The organism is Herbaspirillum sp. SJZ107 (assembly GCF_006715485.1).
In the GTDB taxonomy this organism is placed as follows: domain Bacteria; phylum Pseudomonadota; class Gammaproteobacteria; order Burkholderiales; family Burkholderiaceae_D; genus Telluria.
This window is the reverse complement of the sequence record NZ_VFNH01000002.1, coordinates 1,269,359-1,290,309: the sequence shown is the minus strand read 5'-3', so window position 1 is coordinate 1,290,309 and position 20,951 is coordinate 1,269,359. Positions and strand designations below refer to the sequence as shown.

The window sequence follows — 20,951 nt, the reverse complement described above, 5'->3', positions numbered from 1 at the left end:
GGCGCGCCAGTGTCCGGTTCGGTGCCACTTTTACTTTGCCAAACGGCAAAAAGTTATTTTTGTAACAGTGGCTCGCTGTTGTACACAAAGCACACTTTCAAAATTGACTTGACATATGTTACGGACCAGGATGGCGGCGTTTACAAATGCCAGGAAGGTCCACTTCACATGTTGCATATATGTTATACAGATGCATTAAAGCAAATTTTTGTAAAACATGGTCAGTAAAACTGGTTATCATTGCAAGAATGCACTACGCCGGCTGGATGGCTCAGCGCGCAGCTGCCGAACCTCGTCAATCACTCTGGGAGAGATGCACATGAAAGGTATGACCTTGGCGGCCCTGGCCGGCGCCATCCTGCTCTGCGGCTGCGCCAGCACCGACAACAATCCGACCACCGGACAGAACACCGTCGCATCGCGCGAAGATGCACCGCTCGGCTCCTTCATCAAGAAAAAGCCGGGCAGCGGCAGCGATAGCATCACGCTCGACAAGCAGGCGCTGGAAAACCAGCGCATGATGAACAGCAGCCCCGTCAGCCTGCCGCAGCGCTGATCCGCCCTCTTCTCCTGCTGTTATACCGAGTAATAACGAAGCGGGGGACAGTCCCATCGACTGTCCCCCGCTTCATGCTTCATAACGCTGCTTTCAAAATTGCCCGGCAAGGACCGGCTTAGCGCGCCTGCTCCCCGTCCTGCTGCACGAACACCGCCGCGGTGCGCGCCGGGACGCTGAACGTCCCGCTGGCCGCGTCGTAGGCGGACGTCTTGACCACCTCATCGCTGCCGCGCTGCTGGATGCCATGCAGCGCGAGGTTTTTCCCTTTCAGTTCCGGAATCGCAAAGCGCTTGGCAACCTTGTCGACGTTGAACAGCACCACCACGCGCGCATACCCGGCACCCTGGTAAGGGCGCGGCGACGCGCCGTCCAGACTCATCACCACCAGTCCCGGCACCTGGTCCGGACCGACGTTGTGGAACTTGAGGCGCTCGATCACGTCCTGGGCGGTGCGCATGCGGAACAGCGTGCTGTCCTTGCGGATCGCCAGGAAATTCTCGTACACGTCGCGGGCCTGCACGATCGCGCGGGTATCCGGCTTGATCAGCGGATTGGCCAGCACCGGCTGCATCAGGCTCCAGTTCGACTGCTCGTTGCCCGCCAGCGGCAGGCCGACGCCGAAGTTGTTGGTCTGGTAGCTGTAGTCCAGGCGGTTGAACCAGTCGCCGGCGTTATACGTATCGCGCTGGAGCGACTTGGAGCGCAGGATTTCCTGGCCGGCGTGGGTGAACGGAATGCCCTGGGACAGCAGCACGACCGCCGCCCCCAGGCTCTGCATGCGCACGCGGTCGGCCAGCGAGGTCGATTGCGGCAGGCGCATCGCGTTGATGTCGAACAGGGTCTGGCCGTCGTGCGCCTCGACGTAGTTGATGATCTCCGACGGCTTGGCGGTGAAGCCGGCGCGCTGGCCGAAGTAATCGATCTCGGCATTGCTGCGATTGGAGCCGGTGCGGTCGGTGAAGCGGTAGTCGCGCAGGGTACCGGCCAGGGTCACGCGCGCCAGGTCGGCCAGGCGCAATGCATCGTCGCGGGTCTGGTTCGCCTGACCGTTCGGATCGGTGTAGACGCCGTTGATGAAGCCCTGCTGGCTGATCAGCGCGCTGCCGTTGTCGCAGCAGCCGCCGCCGTGCATCGTGTCCCGCATGCGGTCGTTGAACGAGCCGATGCCGGTGCCGTACAGGTTGGCCTGGCGTGCCACCGGGAAGCGCGTGTCGTTGGCGACGGCGCCGGTGTTCCAGGCTTCGCCGTACAGGTAGATGTCGCGGCCGGCCGCCTTGTTGACGTCCGCCTGCAGGCGCTTGATCAGGTCGAGCGGCGTCAGGCCCATGATGTCGAAGCGGAAGCTGTCGACCTTGTACTGGGTCGCCCACAGCGACACCGAATCGATGATCAGCTTGCCCATCATGGTGTTTTCCTGCGCGGTGTCCGAGCAGCAGCTGTCGCCCAGGATGCCGCCGCCGGCATTCAGGCGATAGTAATAGGCGGGCACGATGCGGTCGAGCACCGACAGGTTGCCCTGCATCGCCTGGCTGGTATGGTTGTAGACCACGTCCATCGTCACGCGCAGGTTGCTTTCGTGCAGCGCCTGCACCATGGCGCGGAACTCGCGCACGCGCACGGCACCGTCGTTGGCGTCGCTGGAGTAGCTGCCTTCCGGCGCGTTGTAGTGGACCGGGTCATAGCCCCAGTTGAAGCAGTCGCTGTCCTGGCTGGCCGCCACCGCCGCCTGCTGGGCGGTACCATCCGGCGCTCCGCCCGGAATCGACGGCGTGCTGCAGCCGGCCTCGTTGACGCTGGCGAAATCGAAGCTCGGCAGCAGGTGCACGTGGGTCATGCCGGCCTTGGCCAGCGACTTCAGGTGGCGCATGCCGTTCGAGCCGCCGTCGGTGAAGGCCAGGTACTTGCCGCGGTGCGCCGCCGGCACCGATTCGTCGCTGGCGGAGAAGTCGCGCACATGCAGTTCGTACAGCGCGATGTCGGCCGGGTCGGCCAGCAGCGGCGAGCGGTCGGCATCCCAGCCGGCCGGCTTCATCTGCGGGCTGTCGAGATCGGCCATGAAGCTGCGCGCGCTGTTGGCGCTCAGGCTCACCGAGTACGGGTCGGTCACGGTGTTGGCCACCACCTTGTTGCCGGCCCAGCGCGACAGCACGTTGACGGTGTAGGTGTAGTAGGCGCGGTTGACCCATTTGCCGCTCGGTGCCGAGTAGCTCCACACGCCGCTGGCGTCGCGCGTCATCGGGAAGGTGGAGGCAGCGGACGCCGCCGTGGCGGCGCCGGCGTACACGTTCAGGCTGACCGATTTCGCGGTCGGCGCCCACACCCGGAAGGTCGCCATGCCGCGGTTGAAGCTGAGGCCCAGCTGGGCCTGTGCGGCGCCGGCGGCGAACACTTCGTCGAGCATGCCGGCCATCTGCAGCGAGGTCGCCTGCACCAGCTTGCCAGCGCCGTCGTACTGGGCGATGGCGAACTGGCCGCTGGCCAGTCCGGCCACACGGGCGGCATCCTTGTCCGCCAGGCGCAGGCCGGTGGCGCCGGCCAGGTGCGGATACTTGGCGCGGAGCGCATCCGGCAGCGCAGCCAGGCTCAGGTCGAAGCTGCCGTCGAAGCCGGCGGGACCGTCCGACGTGAAGGCCAGTCCGCCGTTGGCGGCGTAGAACAGTTTATAGCTGCCACCCGCGGGCACGCCCGGCCAGGCCAAGGTGGTGGCGGTCAGCCAGTGGGCGGTGGCGCCGGCCAGGTTGCCGAGATTCAGCACCGGCGGCGCCGCGTAGATCGTGCAATCGCCTTCCTGCATCCAGATTTCCTGGCCGCGGGTGGCGATGTCGGCATTCAGGGCGGCGTACTGGTCGCTGGTGCAGCTCTTGTTGCCGTTGCCGTCGGTCACCAGGAAGGAGATCCCGGTCTTGCCGGCTGCCAGCGGGATATCGACCCAGCCGCCGAAGCTGTCGCTATTGCTGAACATGAAGCGGTCGGTGATCCAGGCCGCGCTTGGCGTGCGCGGGCCGTCCCAGGAATACACGCCCCATTGCGAGGTATCGCCCTGGATGCGGTGGTAGTGCATGCGGATGGTGGCGGGCGCCACGGCCGGGGCGTCGGCGGTCGCGCTGGCGGTCACCGCCAGCTGGCGCGACGCGGATGCGCTGCCCTGCCCGGCCTGTTCGCCGCCACCGCAGCCGCTCAGGGCAAAGGCGGTCGCAACCAGGCATGACCATGAAGTCAAACTACTTCTGCTTAACATATTGTCTCCGTTTTCATTCTTATTTGAGCTTCTCCGTAGGGGGAAAAGACGCCGTCGGCTGTCAGCCGCATGTAATATTACTACTACTACCGGCTGGAAATGCATCGGAGACAACAGTTCACTGCGCTTGTGGTTGTTTTACCACTCACAACGGATGGACGAAAAAAAAGCAGGGTCGATGACCCTGCCTTGCATTGCCCGCGGCGCGTGGCTCAGAGGATGTGGGTACCGATCCACCAGGCGATGGCCGCCATGAAGGCCGAGGCCGGGATGGTGAAGATCCACGCCCACACGATATTGCCTGCCACGCCCCAGCGCACCGCCGACGCCTTCTGCGCCGAACCGACGCCGACGATCGCGCCGGTGATGGTGTGGGTGGTCGAGACCGGCACGCCGATCGCGCTGGCCAGGAACAGGGTAATGGCACCGCCCGACTCGGCGCAGAAGCCGCCGACCGGTTTCAGCTTGGTGATCTTCTGGCCCATGGTGCGCACGATGCGCCAGCCGCCGAACAGCGTGCCCATGCTGATCGCGGTGTAGCACGCGATGATCACCCACAGTGGCGGCTCCGCCGCGCCCGCCTGCGAGGCGCCGGCGAAGATCAGCAGCATCCAGATGATGCCGATGGTTTTCTGCGCGTCGTTGCCGCCATGGCCCAGGCTGTAGGCAGCGGCGGACACCAGCTGCAGGCGGCGGAACCAGGTATCGACCTTGCGCGGCGGGGTGCGCACGAAGATCCAGGACACCGCCAGCATCACGATCGAACCGAGAATGAAGCCCAGCAGCGGCGACAGGATGATCCACTGCACGGTCTTCAGCAGGCCGCCGCCGACCAGCGCGCCGGTGCCGCTCTTGGCCACGGCCGCGCCCACCAGGCCGCCGATCAGGGCGTGCGAGGACGAGGAAGGAATCCCGTAGTACCAGGTGATGATGTTCCAGATGATGGCGCCCACGAGCGCCCCGAATATCACGTACTGGTCGACGATATTGGCGTCGATGGTGCCCTTGCCCACCGTCGCCGCCACGTGCACGCCGACGGTGAAGATGGCGACGAAGTTGAACAGTGCCGACATGGCCACCGCGGTCTGGGGTTTCAGGACGCCGGTCGATACCACCGTCGCGATCGCGTTGGCGGCATCGTGGAAACCGTTCATGAAGTCGAAGACCAGCGCTAAAAGGACGAGCAGGCCCAGCACATAAATGCTGATATGAAGATGATCCATGGATTTATTCTTGTTCTTGTCGCGTTACGCGTTCTCGACGATGATGCCTTCGATGATGTTGGCAACGTCTTCGCAGCGGTCGGTGACGGTCTCGAGGATCTCGTAGATCGCCTTCATCTTGATCAGGTTGCGCACGTCCGGCTCGTCGCGGAACAGCTTGGACATGGCGGCACGCATCACGTGGTCGGCGTCCGACTCCAGGCGGTCGATCTCTTCGCAGATCGCGACCATCTTCTGGGCGTTGTCCATGTTGTGCAGCATGCCGACGGCCTGCTGGACCTTTTCGCAGCAGGCCAGGCACAGCTCGGCCAGGCGCTTGGCTTCCGGGGTCACGGCCTGCAGGTCGTACAGCGAAATCGTTTGAGCGGCGTCCTCCATCATGTCGAGGATGTCGTCCATGCGCGTGATCAGCTTGTGGATGTCGTCGCGGTCGAGCGGGGTGATGAAGGTCTTGTGCAGCAGGTCGACGGTGGCGTAGGTGATCTTGTCCGCCTGTTTTTCGATGCTTTCCACGGCATGGGTGCGGTTTTCGAGGTCGTCGAAGTTGGTCATCAAACCGACCATCTCCTGCGCACCCTTCACGCACAAGGCAGCGTGCTGGTTGAACAGGTCAAAAAATTTGCCCTCCGTGGGCATCAGGCGTCCAAACATGTAATTCTCCGTTGGTAGATCTCTTGGGACTTCTTGAGGGACACGGCACAAGGTTTCCGCCCAGCTCGCGCCGGGAGGAAACCACGCACCGCATCTATTTTATTTCTGTTGTTATTGGCGCTTGTTTACCCGGTTTAGTCACCCTGGTAAACACTCAGATTGCCGCTGTAATTGCCGAACTTGGTATACATACCCATCCAGGTCAGGCGGATTGCCCCGATCGGACCGTTACGCTGCTTGCCGATGATGATCTCGGCGGTGCCTTTATCAGGCGAGTCCGGGTTGTAGACCTCGTCACGATACAGGAAGATGATAACGTCGGCATCCTGTTCGATAGCGCCCGATTCGCGCAGGTCGGACATGACCGGGCGTTTGTTCGGGCGTTGTTCCAGCGAGCGGTTCAGCTGCGACAACGCGATCACCGGGCAACCGAGTTCCTTGGCCAGGCCCTTCAGGCTACGCGAGATTTCCGAAATCTCGGAGGCGCGGTTGTCGCCCGGCTTGGAACCCTGCATCAGCTGCAGGTAGTCGACGATGATCAGGCCGAGCTTGCCGCACTGGCGTGCCAGGCGGCGCGCACGCGCGCGCATCTCGATCGGATTCAGCGCCGGCGTCTCGTCGATGAAGACCTGGGCGTCGTTCATCTTCTGGATCGCATGCGTCAGGCGCGGCCAGTCTTCGTCGTTCAGCTTGCCGGTACGCAGGCGGTGCTGGTCGAGCTGGCCGACCGAACCGAGCATACGCATCGCCAGCTGGGCGCCGCCCATCTCCATCGAGAAGATCGCCACCGGCAGGCCGGCTTCGATCGCGACGGCTTCGCCGATGTTGACCGAGAAGGCGGTCTTGCCCATCGACGGACGGCCGGCGACGATGACCAGGTCGCCCGGCTGCAGGCCGGAAGTCATCTTGTCGAGGTCGATGAAGCCGGTCGGCACGCCGGTGATCTCGCCCTGGTTTTCGCGGCTGTAGAGTTCGTCGATGCGCTCGACCACCTGGGTCAGCAACGGCTGCACCGGCAGCCAGCCCTGGGCGCCGCGGGCGCCCTGCTCGGCGATCGCGAAAATGCGCGATTCGGCTTCGTCGAGGATCTGCTTGACCTCGGCGCCCTGCGGATTGAAGGCCTTGCCCGACACTTCGTCGGCCACGGTGATGAGTTGGCGCAGCACGCCGCGGTCGCGCACGATCTCGGCGTAACGGCGGATGTTGGCAGCGGATGGCGTATTTTGCGCCATCGCGTTCAGGTATTGCAGGCCGCCCACGTCTTCGGCCTTGCCGAGCTGGACGAGCGATTCGTAGACGGTGATCACGTCGGCGGGTTTGCCGGAATTGATCAGGCGGACCATCTGTTCGAAGATGATCCGGTGGTCGTAGCGGTAGAAATCCTCCGCATGCATGAAGTCGGCAATGCGGTCCCACGCCGCGTTATCGCGCAGGAGACCGCCGATCACGGACTGTTCTGCTTCGATCGAATGCGGGGGAATGCGGAGCGACTCGATTTGCGGGTCTGCTGGGGTATTCATGGGCGGCATTATACCTGTTTGCCACCGACCGCTGAAATGATTGGTGAGTTTCCTCTAGTAAAAAGAACAAAAAAAAAGCCGGGATAACCCGGCTTTTTCTCATCCATACAACAGAATGAATTAAGCAGCTTCGCCGACAACAGCGATGGTGACATCGACGACGACGTCGGTGTGCAGCGCGACAGCAACCGGGTGCTCGCCGGTGGTCTTCAGCGGACCGGTCGGCAGGCGAACCTGTGCTTTTTCGACTGCGAAACCTTGCTTGGTCAGGGCTTCGGCGATGTCGAAGTTGGTCACGGAACCGAACAGACGGCCGTCGACGCCGGCTTTCTGGGCGATGGTGACGGTCATGCCGTTCAGCTTCTCGCCTTGGGCTTGCGAAGCGGCCAGCTTTTCAGCAGCAGCTTTTTCCAGCTCGGCGCGCTTCACTTCGAACTCGGCGACAGCCGAGGTGGTCGCACGGCGGGCCATTTTTTGCGGGATCAGGAAGTTACGTGCGTAACCGTCCTTGACCTTGACGACGTCGCCCAGGTTGCCGACGTTGACGACTTTTTCCAGCAGGATAACTTGCATATTATTCTCCAGTATTTACTTGTGCTCGTTGCCGTAGCGACTTAAGCGTTGTGCAGGTCGGTGTACGGCAGCAGGGCCAGGTAACGTGCGCGCTTGATCGCGGTGTCGACTTGACGCTGGTAGTGCGCCTTGGTACCGGTCAGGCGAGCCGGCATGATCTTGCCGTTTTCCTGGACGAAATCCTTCAGGGTGTCGACGTCTTTGTAGTCAACCTGTTCCACGCCTGCAGCGGTGAAGCGGCAGAATTTCTTGCGCTTGAACAGCGGGTTCTGCTGTTTGCGCTTCAGTTTTTCTTTTGCTTTGTTTTTGTCGAACTTTTTACCGAATGCCATTTGAGGCTCCTGTATCTAAAAACGTGCTCGCTAGTCGATCGACTATTCGGCGGCACTGAAATCAATGATGTGAAACACCAGGGTTTTACTGTGACGGCTCTTCCTGGCGAGAAATCCTGTGAAGCGATGCACTGCGCCCAGTTCGGCGTTGGCGAATCGTCCCGAGATTTCACCCGCGGCAACCGCGGCCATCTCGAACTCGACCTGCCTGGCAATCCCGGCTTCCGTCTGCTGCGACTGGTGCTGTAATGTCGCGCCGACGATCGGGATGCCGGCCGGGGTGTAACGCAGGGTATCGCGCTCGAGGATGCTGGCAACCAGCGACAGCTCGTTCACTACCCGTTCGCGCAAGCCCGTGGCTTAGGCTGCAGCGGCCGGAGCGGCTGCCTGCTCTGCGCGGTGGCTCTTGGCTGCGTCTTCGCGCTGGACCGACTTCATCATCGGCGACGGTGCGGTTTCAGCCTTCTTCATCTTCACGGTCAGGTGACGCAGCACGGCATCATTGAACTTGAATGCGGTTTCCAGCTCGACCAGGGTCTCGTTGTCGCACTCGATGTTCATGCAGATGTAGTGTGCCTTCGGCAGTTTCTGGATCTGGTAAGCCATTTGACGACGGCCCCAATCTTCGACGCGGTGGATGTTGCCGCCGCGCGAGGTGACCGTGGTCTTGTAGCGTTCGATCATCGCCGGGACCTGCTCGCTCTGGTCCGGGTGGACGATAAACACGATTTCATAATGACGCATGCATTACTCCTTGAGGACGTTTAAACAAATGCCCACCTCGGCGTCAAGACGAGTGTGGGAAGGGAAAGCCCAACATTATAACCGGAAAAACGTCAAGCGCTCAATCGGTTTGTGAGGCACTGGTTTGTGACAAAAAAATCGCCGAAATCCACGAATCCCCTTGCGTGCAGCGCAATACTGTACAAAAATACAGTCTGTCCCAGCACCCATGATTCACTGACCCCATGCTTAAGCTCACTGCAAGGCAAGAACAGATCCTTAACCTGATCAAGGAAGCCATCGACAACACCGGCTTCCCGCCGACCCGCGCCGAAATCGCGCAAGAGCTTGGCTTCCGCTCGGCCAACGCCGCCGAGGAACACCTGCAAGCCCTGGCGCGCAAGGGCGCGATCGAAATTTCCCCCGGCACCTCGCGCGGCATCCGCCTGCTCGGCGGCACGGCGGCGCCGGCGGCGCCCGAGCCGGCCGCCATGCCGCACGTGCCGGCTGCCCTGCTGATGTCGCTGCCGCTGGTCGGCCGCGTCGCCGCCGGTTCGCCGATCCTGGCCCAGGAACACGTCGAGGCCAATTACGCGGTCGACCCGGCCATGTTCTCGGCCAAGCCCGACTTCCTGCTGAAGGTCAAGGGCTGGTCGATGCGCGACGCCGGCATCTGCGACGGCGACATCCTGGCCGTCAAGAAAGTCGACAGCGCCAAGAACGGCCAGATCGTGGTCGCCCGCATCGGCGAAGAAGTCACCGTCAAGCGCTACCGCAAGAACGGCACCGTCATCGAACTGCTGCCGGAAAATCCGGAGTTCTCGGTGATCACGGTCGATCCGCAGACCGACGAGTTCGCGCTCGAAGGCTTGGCGGTTGGCTTGATGCGTTCCTGGCACTAAGCGTTTAGATACACAACGAGATACAAAACATCGTTCCTGGCATTGCCGGGAACGACGTTTTTGGGCTAGCGGCTCTCCGCCGGCTCCGGCGGCGGCGCGTTCTTGACCATTTCGTTGTGCTCGCTCACGTAAGCCTCGGTCGCATTGCGCCAGGCCGTGAAGTCGGCCACCACCAGCTTGCCGCCGACCTGGGTGTCTTCCGCCACCCGCTTGCCGACCTCGTCCAGGTGGGCAGTCGCCCTTTCCATCTCGCTTGCCGTCATCAGCTTGCTCACGTCTTCCGGAATGCGCTTGGTCAGCGGCATCGACGCGTTCAGGTATTTCACGAAGCGGTTGTGGCAGGTTTCCCAGTCCTTCATCCTGGCGCTATAGCGGTCGATGTCGTCGTTGACCTTGGACATGGCCGGGAAGCGCGGCGCCGGGCAGCGGTAGTCGCCGCTGCGCAAGTCGGCACCGTCGTATTTGACGATCCAGTAATCGATGTCGGCGCGGCGCGCATCGCGCTGCTTCATCAGGTCGAGCGTGGCGATTGCCACCGCGTTGCCCTTGGCCGCGGCCTTGCGGAACCATTCGGCGGCCTTGTCCATGTCTTCGGCACCGGCTTCGCCATAGAAATACATCTCGCCCAGGTGCTGCTGGGCCATCACGTTGCCGGCATTCGCCAGCTTGGTGTACTTCTGCAGCGCCTGCGGATAGGCTTTCTTGGCAAACAGGGCGTCGGCGTCGGCGAGCTCGTCCGCCATGACGGCGGTGCTGCACAGCAAGGCGGCGCAAAACAGGACAGTTTTCATGACAGGCGTGATCGTAATGGAAAGCAATGTACGATCATAACGCCAGTGTGCCGCCGGCTCAACTGGGGAGCGCGGCGGCATGGGGGAGCTTTACCGGAATTTACCGGCTCAGCCGTTCAAGGCGTCGCCGAAATCGCGCAACAGGTCCTCGGTGTCCTCGATGCCGACCGACACCCGGATCAGCGACTCGGCGATGCCCATGCTGGCGCGGCGCTCTGCCCCCATCTCGAAGAAGATCGTGTGGGCCACCGGAATCACCAGCGTGCGGGTGTCGCCCAGGTTGCTGGCCGGGATCGCCACGCGCAGGCGGTTCAGGTAGTCGAAGCAGTCGATGCCGTCCTTCAGCTCGAACGAGAACAGTGAACCCGAGGCGCGGAACAGCTCGCTCGTCAGCGCGTGCTGCGGATGCGAGGCCAGGCCCGGGTAATACACGGCCGCGACCCGCTCATCGGCTTCCAGCATCCTCGCCAGCGCCAGCGCGTTGCCGCAGGTGCGCTCCATGCGCAGCGCCAGGGTCTCGGCGCCGACCGCGATGTGGTGCGCCGCTTCCGGCGCCAGCGAGGCACCGAAGTCGCGCAGCGACTTGGCGCGCAGCTGGGCCATGCCCTGGGCTTGCGGCGCCAGCTTGCGGAAGTTGGGGGCGATGTTCGGGTAGGCGCTCCAGTCGTGGACGCCGGTGTCGGTAAGGGCGCCGCCCAGCGCCATGCCGTGGCCGCCGATCGACTTGGTCAGCGAATTCACCACCAGACCGGCACCCACCGCCTTCGGGCGGAACAGGTAGGGCGTGGTCATGGTGTTGTCGACCACGTACAGGATGCCGCGCTGGCGGCACAGCTCGCCAATGCGGGCGAGGTCAGCCACCTGGGTGCGCGGGTTGGCGATGGTCTCGACGAACACCAGGCGGGTGTTTTCCTGGAGTGCGGCTTCGACGTTGGCGACGTCGGTGGCGTCCACGAACGACACCTCGGTGCCCTGCCCCGCCACGGTATTCCACAGGCTGTTGGTGTTACCGAACAGGAAGGAGGACGACACCACGTGGTCGCCATCCTTCAGCAGCGCCTGGGCCAGCGCGCCGATCGCCGCCATGCCGGTGCCGAAGCACAGGGTGGCGACGCCGTCTTCCATCTGCGTGATCTTGTCTTCCAGCGCCGACACGGTCGGGTTGCCCTGGCGGCCGTAGCGGAAGCCCGGCTCCTTGCCCTGGAAGACCGAGGCCAGCTGGCGCGCATCGGTATAGCCGAAGGCGACCGAGGTGTGGATCGGCTTGTGCAGGGAGTTCTGTTCGATCGGCTTGCGGCGGTCGTTGTGGAGGATGGTGGTGGTGAAACCGTAGGGAGTCTTGTCGCTCATGGTCGTTCTTGTGTGTTTGATGCTCGGAAATGAAAACGGGCGCCCGTGGCGCCCGATGATCTTACTTTATTCTGCCGCAACCGCAGGATTCAGGTTCAGCTGGGTCCGCACCACGTCTTCCGACGACTTGCCGGACGACTTGTGGCGGTGGTTCTCCAGGCGGTCCAGGTACTCCGGCGTGATGTCGCCGGTGATGTAGACGCCGTCGAAGCAGGAGGCTTCGACGCTGGTCAGTGCCGGGTTGACGTCCATGATCGACTTCTTCAGCGCCTCGATGTCCTGGTAGACCAGGCGGTCGGCGGTGATCTCGCGGCACACCTCTTCCACCGTGCGGCCGTGGGCGATCAGTTCGTCGCGGGTCGGCATGTCGATGCCGTAGACGTTCGGGTACAGCACCGGCGGCGCGGCCGAGGCGAAGAATACCTTGCGGGCGCCGGCTTCGCGCGCCATCTGCACGATCTCGCGGCTGGTGGTGCCGCGCACGATCGAGTCGTCGACCAGCAGCACGTTCTTGTCCTTGAATTCCGAGGCGATCGCATTCAGCTTCTGGCGCACCGATTTCTTGCGCATGCCCTGCCCCGGCATGATGAAGGTACGGCCGATGTAGCGGTTCTTGATGAAGCCTTCGCGGTATTCGACGCCGAGCTTCAGGGCCAGCTGGATCGCGGCCGGGCGCGAGGAATCCGGGATCGGCATCACGACGTCGATGTCTTCGACCGGGATCTCCTGGCGGATCTTGTCGGCCAGGTATTCGCCCATTTTCAGGCGGGTCGCATACACCGAGGCGCCGTCGATCACCGAGTCCGGGCGTGCCAGGTACACGTATTCGAAGGCGCACGGATTCAGCGACGGGTTCTGGGCGCACTGGCGCGCATGCATGTTGCTGTCGTTGTCGATCCAGACGGCTTCGCCCGGGGCGATGTCGCGCATGAAGCGGAAACCGAGGCCTTCCAGGGCCACCGATTCGCTGGCGACCAGGTATTCCGGGCCGTGCTCGGTCTCGTTGACGCCGATGCACAACGGACGGATACCGAACGGGTCGCGGAAGGCCAGCAGGCCATGGCCGGCGATCTGGGCGATCACGGCGTAGGCGCCGCGCACCCGCTTGTGCACCATGGCGACCGCCTTGAACACGGCTTCCTGGTCGAGCGAGTAGCCGTTGGCGGCCTGCTGGACTTCGTGGGCCAGCACGTTGAGCAGCACTTCGGAGTCGGAATCGGTGTTGATGTGGCGGCGGTCGTTGCGGAACAGCTCGTCTTTCAGGTGCGCCTGGTTGGTCAGGTTGCCGTTGTGCGCCAGCGTGATGCCGAACGGCGCATTGACGTAGAACGGCTGTGCTTCCTCTTCGCTGGACGAACCGGCGGTCGGATAGCGGCAGTGGCCGATGCCGGAATTGCCTTGCAGCGAACGCATGTTACGTGTGCGGAACACGTCGCGCACGAGGCCGTTGGCCTTGTACATCGAGAACATGCTGCTGTGATTGGTTGCGATGCCTGCCGCATCCTGGCCGCGGTGCTGCAACAGCAGCAATGCGTCATACAACAGCTGGTTGACGGGGGCTTGCGAGACGACGCCGACGATGCCACACATGGTGCGCTCCTAAAACTGACAGCTAAGTGAAGAAATCAAAACTGAACATGCTGCGCCAGGGCAGCAGGCAAGAAAGGCTTGATGGTTTGCGCTCCCGCTTCCGCCATCGGCGACAGCAGCGCATCTTTCCAGAAAGCCTGTTGGGGGATGGATGTCATCCCGCACAATATGACCCCGGCCAGCACGATTACAATGCCGCGCCCGAGTCCGAACAAACCGCCGAGGCCGCGGTCCGCGAGCGTCAGGCCGGTGGCGTCGATCAGGGCGCCGAGCGCCAGCGACAACAAACCCATCAGCACGCGGACGCCCAGAAATAATGCGATGAAGGCAACGATCAGTCTCACTGTCTCGCCCGGAAACACGGATGGTAGCATGGGTGCCAGTTTGGCGCCGAAGGCGTTCGCCACGACGAAGGCGGCGACCCATCCGACCAGCGACAGGATTTCCTTGACCAGGCCGCGCAGCGTGCTGATGACGACCGATGCAACCAGGATGAACAGGACCAGGTAGTCGAAGATCGTCACGGCGCGCTGGCGGGATATTGAACATTCATGGTGCGGGGGAGCGATGCGTGAAGGTAGCGGAGCGCGATCACAGGCCCAGCTTGTTCAGCTTGGCGCGCACGCTGGCCGCCTCGTCCTTGCTGAGCGGACCGACTTTCACGCGGATCAGGTCGCCGAACTTTTCGGTGTGCGAGCTGATGCCGGCGCCGCGCAGGCGCGCCTGCAGGTCGGCGGCCTTTTCCTGGCTCGACATCGCGGCCACCTGCAGCGTGACCTTGGCTCCGCCGGCGTCCCCCGGCTTGTCCTGTTCCTTGTCCCTGGCGGCGGGCTTGCCTTCCAGGATGGCGACGGCGCGGCTGTCGCTGTGCGCCGGGCCCTGGGCCGGCACCGGCTTGACCGGCTTGTCGTCGGCCTTCTGGCGCGCCTTTTCCCGCTCTTCGGCGCGCAGCTTCTCGAGACGCTCGGCGCGTTCGGCCTTCTCCCTGTCGGCGCGCTCGCGTGCCAGGCGCTCGGCCTTGTCGGCGCGCTCCTTCTCGGCGCGTTCATGCTCGGCGCGCGCCACGCGTTCGGCACGCTCCCTGTCCGCACGTTCGGCACGCTCGCGTTCGGCGCGCTCGGCACGTTCGGCCACGCGCGGATCGGGCCTGGCTTCCTTTGGTTCGGGTTTGGCCTTGGCGACTTCCGCTTTCGGCTTCGCGGCCGGCGGCGGCGCATCGATGATTTCCTCATCCTGGCCGACGCTATCGCGGGCTGCCACGGCCTTCTCGCTCACCGCTGCGCGCGGCGCCCCCTGCGGCGCCGGCTGTTCGTCGGCCGGGCCGGAACTGCTGGCTGCCGGCTCCCCGGGCACCGGCAGCGGTGCCGCCTTGTCCTTGGATGGAATCTGGATCGCGATGTCGCCGGCCAGCGGCTTGGGCGCGGAATCGAGCAGCATCGGCAGGCCGACCGCGGCCGCGAGGGCCAGTGCGATGGCGCCGACCAGGCGGCGGCGGGCGCGCTTCTTTTCGGGCAGCATCGGATCGTTGCCGGGACGGCGGCTGGCACCGCCGCCGGCATTCGAGGCACGTTTGGCGCGGGCGCGCTCGCCGATCGCGGCGTCGTCGTCCTTGCTGTAGAAACGGCCGCTGTCTTCGGCTGCGCGGCCTTGCTTGTTTTTACTGAGGAACGAGAACAAGCCCATGCGATGTCAGCTTCGTGAAGTCAGGTCAGTGAAGAGAGGATTTGCGGGCGGCCATCACGCCGGCCACGGTATAGAACGAGCCAAAGACCACTATTCTATCATCCTGACCAGCACGGCTAGTTGCATCTGCGAACGCCGCGGCCGGATCGGCGAAGGTTTTCACCGAAAATTCGTCCGCTTTGGCGCCGGCCGGCTTCTTCGATTCGACCAGCGCGGCCAGCTCCTGCACGTCGGCGGTGCGCGGCGACGGCAGCGTGCTCAGGCACCAGTGGTCGACCAGCGGTGCCACGTGCTCGATGACGGCCTCGATATCCTTGTCCTGCATGATGCCGAACACCGCGTAGGTGTAGCGGTGGTAGCCCATGTTGCCCAGGTTCTGGGCCAGCGCCGCCGCCGCGTGCGGGTTGTGGGCGACGTCCAGCACCGTGGTCGGGCGCCCCGGCAGTACCTGGAAGCGGCCCGGCAGTTCGACCATCGCCAGGCCGGCGCGCACTTCCTGGGCGCCGACCGGCAGCTGCATGCGCAGCGCCTCGAGCGCGGCCAGCGCAGCCGATGCATTCAGCAGCTGGTTGGCGCCGCGCAGGGCCGGATAGGCCAGCGAGTTGCGGCGCTGGCTGCGGCCGGCGAATGCCCACTGCTGCTTGTCGCCCTGGTAGTTGAAGTCGCGCCCCAGCAGCCACAGGTCGGCGCCGATCTGTTCGGCGTGTTCGATCAGCGATTGCGGCGGCACCGGGTCGCTGCAGATCGCCGGCTTGCCCGGGCGGAAGATGCCGGCCTTCTCGAAGCCGATTTCCTCGCGCGTGTCGCCCAGGTAATCCTTGTGGTCGATGTCGATGCTGGTGACGATGGACACGTCGGCATCGATCACGTTGACCGCATCCAGGCGCCCGCCCAGGCCGACCTCGAGGATGGCGACGTCGACGCCGGCCTGCGAGATCAGGTGCATGATCGCCAGCGTGGTGAACTCGAAATAGGTGAGGTCGGTCTCGGCGCGCGATTTTTCCACAAAGTCGAACGCCGCCACCAGCGCTTCATCGGTGGCCATGTCGCCGTTGATGCGGGCGCGCTCGTTGAAGTCGAGGAAGTGCGGCTTGATGTACAGGCCGACGCGGTAGCCGGATTGCAGCAGCACGGCTTCCAGCATGGCGCAGGTCGAGCCCTTGCCGTTGGTGCCGGCGACCATGATCACGGGGCAGCCGAAGGCCAGCTGCATGCGCTCCTTGACGGCGCGCACGCGGTCCAGGCCCATGTCGATGTGGGTTTCGGCATGGCGCGACTCGAGGAGGGCCAGCCAGGCGGGCAAGGTGGTGGGGAAGTTTTGCATGATGGCTTGAAGCGGCAAAGGGCGGCCGATGGAGCCGCCCTTCGTTGGTGCTTTTCTTTGGCTGTTAAGCGATGACGTCGGCCGGCTGGTTCTGCAGCAGGGCCAGCAGGCGCGCGATTTCCTCGCGCATCTTGCGGCGGTCGACGATCATGTCGACGGCGCCCTTCTGGACCAGGAACTCGGCGCGCTGGAAGCCTTCCGGCAGCTTTTCGCGCACGGTGTTCTCGATCACGCGCGGGCCGGCAAAGCCGATCAGCGCCTTCGGTTCGGCGATCACGACGTCGCCCATGAAGGCGAACGAAGCCGACACGCCGCCCATGGTCGGGTCGGTCAGCACGCTGATGAAAGGCAGCTTTTTCTCGGACAGCTTGGTCAGCATGGCCGTGGTCTTGGCCATCTGCAGCAGCGACAGCAGGCCTTCCTGCATGCGCGCGCCGCCGGTGGCGGTGATGCAGATGAAGGGCACCTTCTGCTCCAGCGCGATCTGGGCGCCGCGCACGAAACGCTCGCCGACCACCGAACCCATCGAACCGCCCATGAATTCGAATTCGAAGCAGGCCACCACGACCGGCAGGCTCATGATCGAACCGCCCTGCACGATCAGCGCATCGGTCTCGCCGGTGGCGTCCATCGCCGCTTTCAGGCGGTCCGGGTATTTCTTGGAATCCTTGAACTTCAGGGTGTCGACCGGCAGCGCGTCCTGGCCGATCTCGTAGCGGCCGCCTTCATCGAGCAGTGCGTCGAGGCGCGCGCGGGCGCGGATCCGCATGTGATGGTTGCACTTGGGGCAGACGTGCAGGTTCGACTCCAGGTCGGTGCGGTACAGCACGGCTTCGCACGACGGGCACTTGACCCACAGGCCCTCGGGCATGGTCTGTTTTTTTGCGGCATCGGAGCGCTGGATCCGTGGGGGCAGCAGTTTTTCCAACCAACTCATATTGTTCTCCTTTGCGGCATAGCTGAATTTGGGCGTAGTGTAGCCGTTCGGATTCCGCTTGTCGAATTCTTGCGGGTAAGCCCTTGCCTGTTCGACAAGCTTGAAAACCAGTCCGGATGCGGCTTGCGCGCCTTCAGGGCTGGATGACCTCGACCAGTTCGAAGTGCAGCGCGACCAGTTCGACCTCCTCGTGCAGGTCGTATTGCGGCAGGCAGCGCACGTGCACTTCCTGGAATTCGCGCGCGCTGGCGAAGCCCTCGCCGCGCCACACCGGCTCGGGGATGTGGCCGAAGCGGATGATCTCGACCCGGGTGGCGCGGATCAGGCAGCGCGGCCGGCGCTGGCCGTCAAGCACCTCGATCAGGTCGCCGGCGACATAGCCGCCGTCGCCGAGTTCGCCGTAGCCGGCGTAGTAATCGGCGACCACGTCGGCGGTGACGGTCTTGTGGCCGGCGATCACTTCGCGCACCAGGCTGTCATCGTGTTCGTCGGCGCCCCAGAAGGTCAGGCGTTTGTATCGGCTCATGGTTCGGGCGTAGCGGCAGGATCGTTGTCGAACTCACGCCCGCATCAGTGCCCGACACGGGCCAGGTAATCGGCCAGCGGCTCCATGCCCATCGCCGCGCGGCGCGCCTCGATGTGGGCGGCGTCTTCGATCGGGTAGGGTTCCAGTTTGCCGCCTTTGCCATCGCGCAGTTGGCTGCCGTACACCTGCGGCTTGCCGGCTTCGACGCGGGCGCGGTCGATCGAGAGTGCAAGATGCTGCGGATTGATCTCCTGCTTGCCGGCGGCGGCCTGCATCAGCGGCAGGCAGCGCTTCAGGAAGGCGGGCGAGGCATGCTGGACGACGGTCCAGGCGCCGGCGGCGGCTTCGTAGCCGACCATCGACACCGAGGGCCAGCCCTTGGCGTCGATGATCGCGCCCAGGCGCTTCTCACGTGCGCGGTCGCCGGGCTTCACGCGCTCCTGGCTGCCCATCTCGATCAGCTCGGCCGCCAGTGCCGGCTCGGGCACCTCGGCCGGATAGACCAGGATGTCGAGGGCGCCGGCCGTCTTCGGATCCCAGATGAGCTTGGGGGCGGCTTCCCACCCCTCGGCCCGCACCACGATATGGTAGCGGCCCGTGTCCGGCATCTGGATCAGGTAGCGTCCGCCCTCGACCTTGCCCGCTATCGGCGACTGACCAAAGGATTCGCCCTGCGCCACCACCTTGACTGCCGGCGGCAGCGTGCCGGTCGAGCTGACGAGGGCACCGGACAATTCCACCGCCAGGGCTGGCGCGGCGGCGAACAGGATGGGAATGGCAAGGGCCACGGCCGGGAAACGGATCATCATGTTAGAAGAGAAAGTTTACCAACTGTCAATATAACCCAGTTTTTCGTGCTGGCAAACAAAAACCGGGGCCCATGGCCCCGGTCGGAACGGCGGCGGATACACCGCCGGTTGTGCAGCGCTTACTTGAGCGCTTAGCTGAGCGCTTACTTGCCGTCGAGCGCCGTGCGGATACCGGCCACGAAAGCCTGCACCGCCGCCGGCCCCTGCTCCTTGGGCGTGTTTTCCAGTTCCTGGATGATGCGGCTGCCGATAACGACCGCGTCGGCCACCTCGGCCACCTGCTTCGCGGTCTGGGCATCGCGGATGCCGAAGCCGACGCCGATCGGCAGCTTGACATGCTCGCGGATCGCCGCCACGCGGCGCGCCACGTCCGCGGTGTCGATGCTGCCGGCGCCGGTCACGCCCTTCAGCGACACGTAGTAGCTGAAGCCGCCGCCATGGCGCGCCACCTGCTGGATGCGCTCCGTGGTCGAGGTCGGCGCCAGCAGGAAGATCAGGTCGAGGTCGCTGGCCTTCATCTCGGCGGCGAAGTCCGCGCACTCTTCCGGCGGATAGTCGACCACGATGGCGCCGTCGGCACCCGCTTCCCTGGCCTGGCGCACGAATTCCTTCTGGCCCATGCGCTCGATCGGATTGGCGTAGCCCATCAGCACCACCGGGGTGTGCTGGTTGGTCTGGCGGAATTCGCGCACGTAGTTCAGGACGTCCTTCATGCTGATGCCGAAGGCGAGCGCGCGTTCGCAGGCGCGCTGGATGACCGGACCTTCGGCCATCGGGTCCGAGAACGGGACGCCGAGTTCCAGGACGTCGGCACCGCCCGCGACCAGCGCGTGCAGCAGCGGTACGGTCAGTTCCGGGCCGGGGTCGCCGGCGGTGATGAAGGTGACGAGACCGGTCTTGCCCTGCTCTTTCAGGGCGTTGAAAGTCGTTTCGATACGGGACATGCTGTGCTCTCTATTATTGTTATCAACCGAAGTTCAGGCCGGCGCGCTGCGCGACCGTGTGCATGTCCTTGTCGCCGCGGCCGGACAGGTTGACCAGGATGATCTGGTCCTTCGGCAGCGTCGGCGCCAGCTTGGCCGCGTAGGCGATCGCGTGCGAGGATTCCAGCGCCGGGATGATGCCTTCGATGCGGCAGCAGTCGTGGAAGGCCTGCAGCGCCTCGTCGTCGGTGATCGACACGTACTGGGCGCGCTCGATGTCCTTCAGCCAGGCGTGCTCGGGACCGACGCCCGGGTAGTCCAGGCCGGCCGAGACCGAGTGGGTCTCGATGATCTGGCCGTGCTCGTCCTGCAGCAGGTAGGTGCGGTTGCCGTGCAGGACGCCCGGGAAGCCGGCGCTCAGCGAGGCCGCGTGCTTGCCGGAATCGATGCCCTCGCCGGCCGCCTCGACGCCGACCAGCTTCACGCCCGGCTCGTCGATGTACGGGTAAAAGATGCCCATCGCGTTGGAGCCGCCGCCGATGCAGGCGACCACGTAGTCCGGCTGGCGGCCGGTCATCTGCGGCATCTGCACGCGGCATTCCTCGCCGATCACGGACTGGAAGTCGCGCACCATCATCGGGTACGGGTGCGGGCCGGCCACGGTGCCGATGATGTAGAAGGTGTTTTCGATGTTGGTGACCCAGTCGCGCATCGCTTCGTTGAGCGCGTCCTTCAGGGTCTTGGAGCCGGATTCCACCGGCACCACGGTCGCGCCCAGGAGCTTCATGCGGTACACGTTCTGGGCCTGGCGCTTGACGTCTTCGCTGCCCATGTAGATCACGCATTCGAGGCCGAAGCGCGCGCAGATGGTGGCGGTGGCGACGCCGTGCTGGCCGGCGCCGGTCTCGGCGATGATGCGCGGCTTGCCCATGCGTTTTGCCAGCAGGGCCTGGCCGATCACGTTGTTGATCTTGTGGGCGCCGGTATGGTTCAGGTCTTCGCGCTTGAAGAAGATCTGTGCACCGCCCTGCTGTTGCGACCAGCGCTTGGCGTGGTACACCGGCGACGGGCGGCCGACGAAGTGGGCCAGCTCGTAGCGGAACTCTTCCAGGAACTCGGGATCCTGGCTGTAGCGCGCGTACGCCTCGTTCAGTTCGGCCAGCGCGTGGCTCAGGGTTTCGGCGACGAAGGAGCCGCCGTAGGGGCCGAAGTGGCCGCTCGCATCCGGCAGTTGGTAGTCGGGGGTCTTGAACAGCACCTTGGTGCCGCTGTCGGGGATGTTTTTCATTCTGGTTTC

Annotated in this window: 21 protein-coding genes; 2 read left to right on the top strand and 19 right to left on the bottom strand. The window is 64.2% G+C overall.

What is annotated here, in order from left to right; genetic code table 11:
• The first annotated feature begins 319 nt into the window (after positions 1 to 319).
• Complete coding sequence (locus FBX97_RS15445; RefSeq protein WP_141833070.1) at positions 320 to 556, top strand: hypothetical protein; 237 nt, start codon at positions 320 to 322, stop codon at positions 554 to 556.
• Between the two features lie 118 nt (positions 557 to 674).
• On the opposite strand, the gene FBX97_RS15440 is transcribed toward FBX97_RS15445, so the two are convergent.
• The 8 genes from FBX97_RS15440 to rpsF all read right to left on the bottom strand — a co-directional run bounded on the left by FBX97_RS15440 (position 675) and on the right by rpsF (position 8,840).
• Positions 675 to 3,779: an alpha-1,6-glucosidase domain-containing protein gene (locus tag FBX97_RS15440; protein WP_255517478.1), complete on the bottom strand. Its 3,105-nt coding sequence runs from the start codon at positions 3,777 to 3,779 to the stop codon at positions 675 to 677.
• A gap of 230 nt (positions 3,780 to 4,009) precedes the next feature.
• On the bottom strand, positions 4,010 to 5,020 hold the full coding sequence (locus FBX97_RS15435; protein WP_141833066.1) for an inorganic phosphate transporter: 1,011 nt from the start codon (positions 5,018 to 5,020) through the stop codon (positions 4,010 to 4,012).
• A 24-nt stretch (positions 5,021 to 5,044) separates the two neighbouring features.
• Positions 5,045 to 5,671 (bottom strand): DUF47 domain-containing protein, encoded by a 627-nt coding sequence (locus tag FBX97_RS15430; protein WP_141833064.1) that lies wholly within the window; start codon positions 5,669 to 5,671, stop codon positions 5,045 to 5,047.
• A gap of 134 nt (positions 5,672 to 5,805) precedes the next feature.
• Complete coding sequence (locus tag FBX97_RS15425) at positions 5,806 to 7,191, bottom strand: replicative DNA helicase (RefSeq protein ID WP_141833062.1); 1,386 nt, start codon at positions 7,189 to 7,191, stop codon at positions 5,806 to 5,808.
• 120 nt (positions 7,192 to 7,311) lie between these two features.
• Positions 7,312 to 7,764: a 50S ribosomal protein L9 gene (gene rplI / locus FBX97_RS15420; RefSeq protein ID WP_141833060.1), complete on the bottom strand. Its 453-nt coding sequence runs from the start codon at positions 7,762 to 7,764 to the stop codon at positions 7,312 to 7,314.
• A 41-nt stretch (positions 7,765 to 7,805) separates the two neighbouring features.
• Complete coding sequence (gene rpsR / locus FBX97_RS15415; RefSeq protein ID WP_036249492.1) at positions 7,806 to 8,096, bottom strand: 30S ribosomal protein S18; 291 nt, start codon at positions 8,094 to 8,096, stop codon at positions 7,806 to 7,808.
• A 42-nt stretch (positions 8,097 to 8,138) separates the two neighbouring features.
• Positions 8,139 to 8,432 carry a primosomal replication protein N gene (gene priB / locus FBX97_RS15410; protein WP_141833059.1) on the bottom strand — a complete coding sequence of 98 codons (294 nt, stop codon included), beginning with the start codon at positions 8,430 to 8,432 and terminating at the stop codon, positions 8,139 to 8,141.
• 24 nt (positions 8,433 to 8,456) lie between these two features.
• Positions 8,457 to 8,840, bottom strand: coding sequence for a 30S ribosomal protein S6 (gene rpsF / locus FBX97_RS15405; protein ID WP_036232978.1), 384 nt, complete (start codon positions 8,838 to 8,840; stop codon positions 8,457 to 8,459).
• 224 nt (positions 8,841 to 9,064) lie between these two features.
• Here rpsF and lexA point away from each other — a divergent pair, with 224 nt between their 5' ends.
• Positions 9,065 to 9,721, top strand: a complete 657-nt coding sequence (lexA, locus tag FBX97_RS15400; protein ID WP_141833057.1) for a transcriptional repressor LexA — start codon at positions 9,065 to 9,067, stop codon at positions 9,719 to 9,721.
• Positions 9,722 to 9,786: 65 nt separating this feature from the next.
• Here lexA and FBX97_RS15395 read toward each other — a convergent pair whose 3' ends face one another.
• The 11 genes from FBX97_RS15395 to trpB form a co-directional block, all read right to left on the bottom strand.
• Positions 9,787 to 10,512: a tetratricopeptide repeat protein gene (locus tag FBX97_RS15395; protein WP_141833055.1), complete on the bottom strand. Its 726-nt coding sequence runs from the start codon at positions 10,510 to 10,512 to the stop codon at positions 9,787 to 9,789.
• 108 nt (positions 10,513 to 10,620) lie between these two features.
• On the bottom strand, positions 10,621 to 11,862 hold the full coding sequence (locus FBX97_RS15390; protein ID WP_141833053.1) for a cystathionine gamma-synthase family protein: 1,242 nt from the start codon (positions 11,860 to 11,862) through the stop codon (positions 10,621 to 10,623).
• A 66-nt stretch (positions 11,863 to 11,928) separates the two neighbouring features.
• A complete protein-coding gene (purF, locus tag FBX97_RS15385) occupies positions 11,929 to 13,452 on the bottom strand; it encodes an amidophosphoribosyltransferase (protein ID WP_141833051.1) in 1,524 nt (507 codons plus the stop codon).
• 35 nt (positions 13,453 to 13,487) lie between these two features.
• Positions 13,488 to 13,976 (bottom strand): CvpA family protein, encoded by a 489-nt coding sequence (locus FBX97_RS15380; RefSeq protein ID WP_141833049.1) that lies wholly within the window; start codon positions 13,974 to 13,976, stop codon positions 13,488 to 13,490.
• Between the two features lie 67 nt (positions 13,977 to 14,043).
• The gene (locus FBX97_RS15375; protein ID WP_141833047.1) at positions 14,044 to 15,135 is read right to left on the bottom strand and encodes an SPOR domain-containing protein; all 1,092 of its coding nucleotides are present in this window, start codon (positions 15,133 to 15,135) and stop codon (positions 14,044 to 14,046) included.
• 25 nt (positions 15,136 to 15,160) lie between these two features.
• On the bottom strand, positions 15,161 to 16,459 hold the full coding sequence (gene folC / locus FBX97_RS15370) for a bifunctional tetrahydrofolate synthase/dihydrofolate synthase (protein ID WP_141833045.1): 1,299 nt from the start codon (positions 16,457 to 16,459) through the stop codon (positions 15,161 to 15,163).
• A gap of 64 nt (positions 16,460 to 16,523) precedes the next feature.
• Positions 16,524 to 17,396 (bottom strand): acetyl-CoA carboxylase, carboxyltransferase subunit beta, encoded by an 873-nt coding sequence (gene accD, locus FBX97_RS15365; protein WP_141833043.1) that lies wholly within the window; start codon positions 17,394 to 17,396, stop codon positions 16,524 to 16,526.
• Positions 17,397 to 17,529: 133 nt separating this feature from the next.
• Entirely contained in the window at positions 17,530 to 17,922 is a 393-nt protein-coding gene (locus FBX97_RS15360; RefSeq protein ID WP_255517477.1) for an ASCH domain-containing protein, read from the bottom strand.
• A gap of 44 nt (positions 17,923 to 17,966) precedes the next feature.
• Positions 17,967 to 18,731, bottom strand: a complete 765-nt coding sequence (locus FBX97_RS15355) for a DUF6624 domain-containing protein (protein WP_141833041.1) — start codon at positions 18,729 to 18,731, stop codon at positions 17,967 to 17,969.
• Positions 18,732 to 18,874: 143 nt separating this feature from the next.
• On the bottom strand, positions 18,875 to 19,675 hold the full coding sequence (trpA, locus tag FBX97_RS15350; protein WP_141833039.1) for a tryptophan synthase subunit alpha: 801 nt from the start codon (positions 19,673 to 19,675) through the stop codon (positions 18,875 to 18,877).
• A gap of 22 nt (positions 19,676 to 19,697) precedes the next feature.
• Positions 19,698 to 20,942, bottom strand: a complete 1,245-nt coding sequence (trpB, locus tag FBX97_RS15345; protein WP_141833037.1) for a tryptophan synthase subunit beta — start codon at positions 20,940 to 20,942, stop codon at positions 19,698 to 19,700.
• Between the last annotated feature and the right edge of the window lie 9 nt (positions 20,943 to 20,951).

What these genes read in the sequence shown, in the direction of transcription:
- FBX97_RS15445 (WP_141833070.1), top strand. Translation starts at nt 320, where the DNA reads ATGAAAGGTATGACCTTGGCGGCCCTGGCCGGCGCCATCCTGCTCTGC.
- FBX97_RS15435 (WP_141833066.1), bottom strand. Translation starts at nt 5,020, where the DNA reads ATGGATCATCTTCATATCAGCATTTATGTGCTGGGCCTGCTCGTCCTT.
- FBX97_RS15430 (WP_141833064.1), bottom strand. Translation starts at nt 5,671, where the DNA reads ATGTTTGGACGCCTGATGCCCACGGAGGGCAAATTTTTTGACCTGTTC.
- FBX97_RS15425 (WP_141833062.1), bottom strand. Translation starts at nt 7,191, where the DNA reads ATGAATACCCCAGCAGACCCGCAAATCGAGTCGCTCCGCATTCCCCCG.
- rplI (WP_141833060.1), bottom strand. Translation starts at nt 7,764, where the DNA reads ATGCAAGTTATCCTGCTGGAAAAAGTCGTCAACGTCGGCAACCTGGGC.
- rpsR (WP_036249492.1), bottom strand. Translation starts at nt 8,096, where the DNA reads ATGGCATTCGGTAAAAAGTTCGACAAAAACAAAGCAAAAGAAAAACTG.
- rpsF (WP_036232978.1), bottom strand. Translation starts at nt 8,840, where the DNA reads ATGCGTCATTATGAAATCGTGTTTATCGTCCACCCGGACCAGAGCGAG.
- lexA (WP_141833057.1), top strand. Translation starts at nt 9,065, where the DNA reads ATGCTTAAGCTCACTGCAAGGCAAGAACAGATCCTTAACCTGATCAAG.
- FBX97_RS15395 (WP_141833055.1), bottom strand. Translation starts at nt 10,512, where the DNA reads ATGAAAACTGTCCTGTTTTGCGCCGCCTTGCTGTGCAGCACCGCCGTC.
- FBX97_RS15390 (WP_141833053.1), bottom strand. Translation starts at nt 11,862, where the DNA reads ATGAGCGACAAGACTCCCTACGGTTTCACCACCACCATCCTCCACAAC.
- purF (WP_141833051.1), bottom strand. Translation starts at nt 13,452, where the DNA reads ATGTGTGGCATCGTCGGCGTCGTCTCGCAAGCCCCCGTCAACCAGCTG.
- FBX97_RS15375 (WP_141833047.1), bottom strand. Translation starts at nt 15,135, where the DNA reads ATGGGCTTGTTCTCGTTCCTCAGTAAAAACAAGCAAGGCCGCGCAGCC.
- folC (WP_141833045.1), bottom strand. Translation starts at nt 16,459, where the DNA reads ATGCAAAACTTCCCCACCACCTTGCCCGCCTGGCTGGCCCTCCTCGAG.
- accD (WP_141833043.1), bottom strand. Translation starts at nt 17,396, where the DNA reads ATGAGTTGGTTGGAAAAACTGCTGCCCCCACGGATCCAGCGCTCCGAT.
- FBX97_RS15360 (WP_255517477.1), bottom strand. Translation starts at nt 17,922, where the DNA reads ATGAGCCGATACAAACGCCTGACCTTCTGGGGCGCCGACGAACACGAT.
- FBX97_RS15355 (WP_141833041.1), bottom strand. Translation starts at nt 18,731, where the DNA reads ATGATGATCCGTTTCCCGGCCGTGGCCCTTGCCATTCCCATCCTGTTC.
- trpA (WP_141833039.1), bottom strand. Translation starts at nt 19,675, where the DNA reads ATGTCCCGTATCGAAACGACTTTCAACGCCCTGAAAGAGCAGGGCAAG.
- trpB (WP_141833037.1), bottom strand. Translation starts at nt 20,942, where the DNA reads ATGAAAAACATCCCCGACAGCGGCACCAAGGTGCTGTTCAAGACCCCC.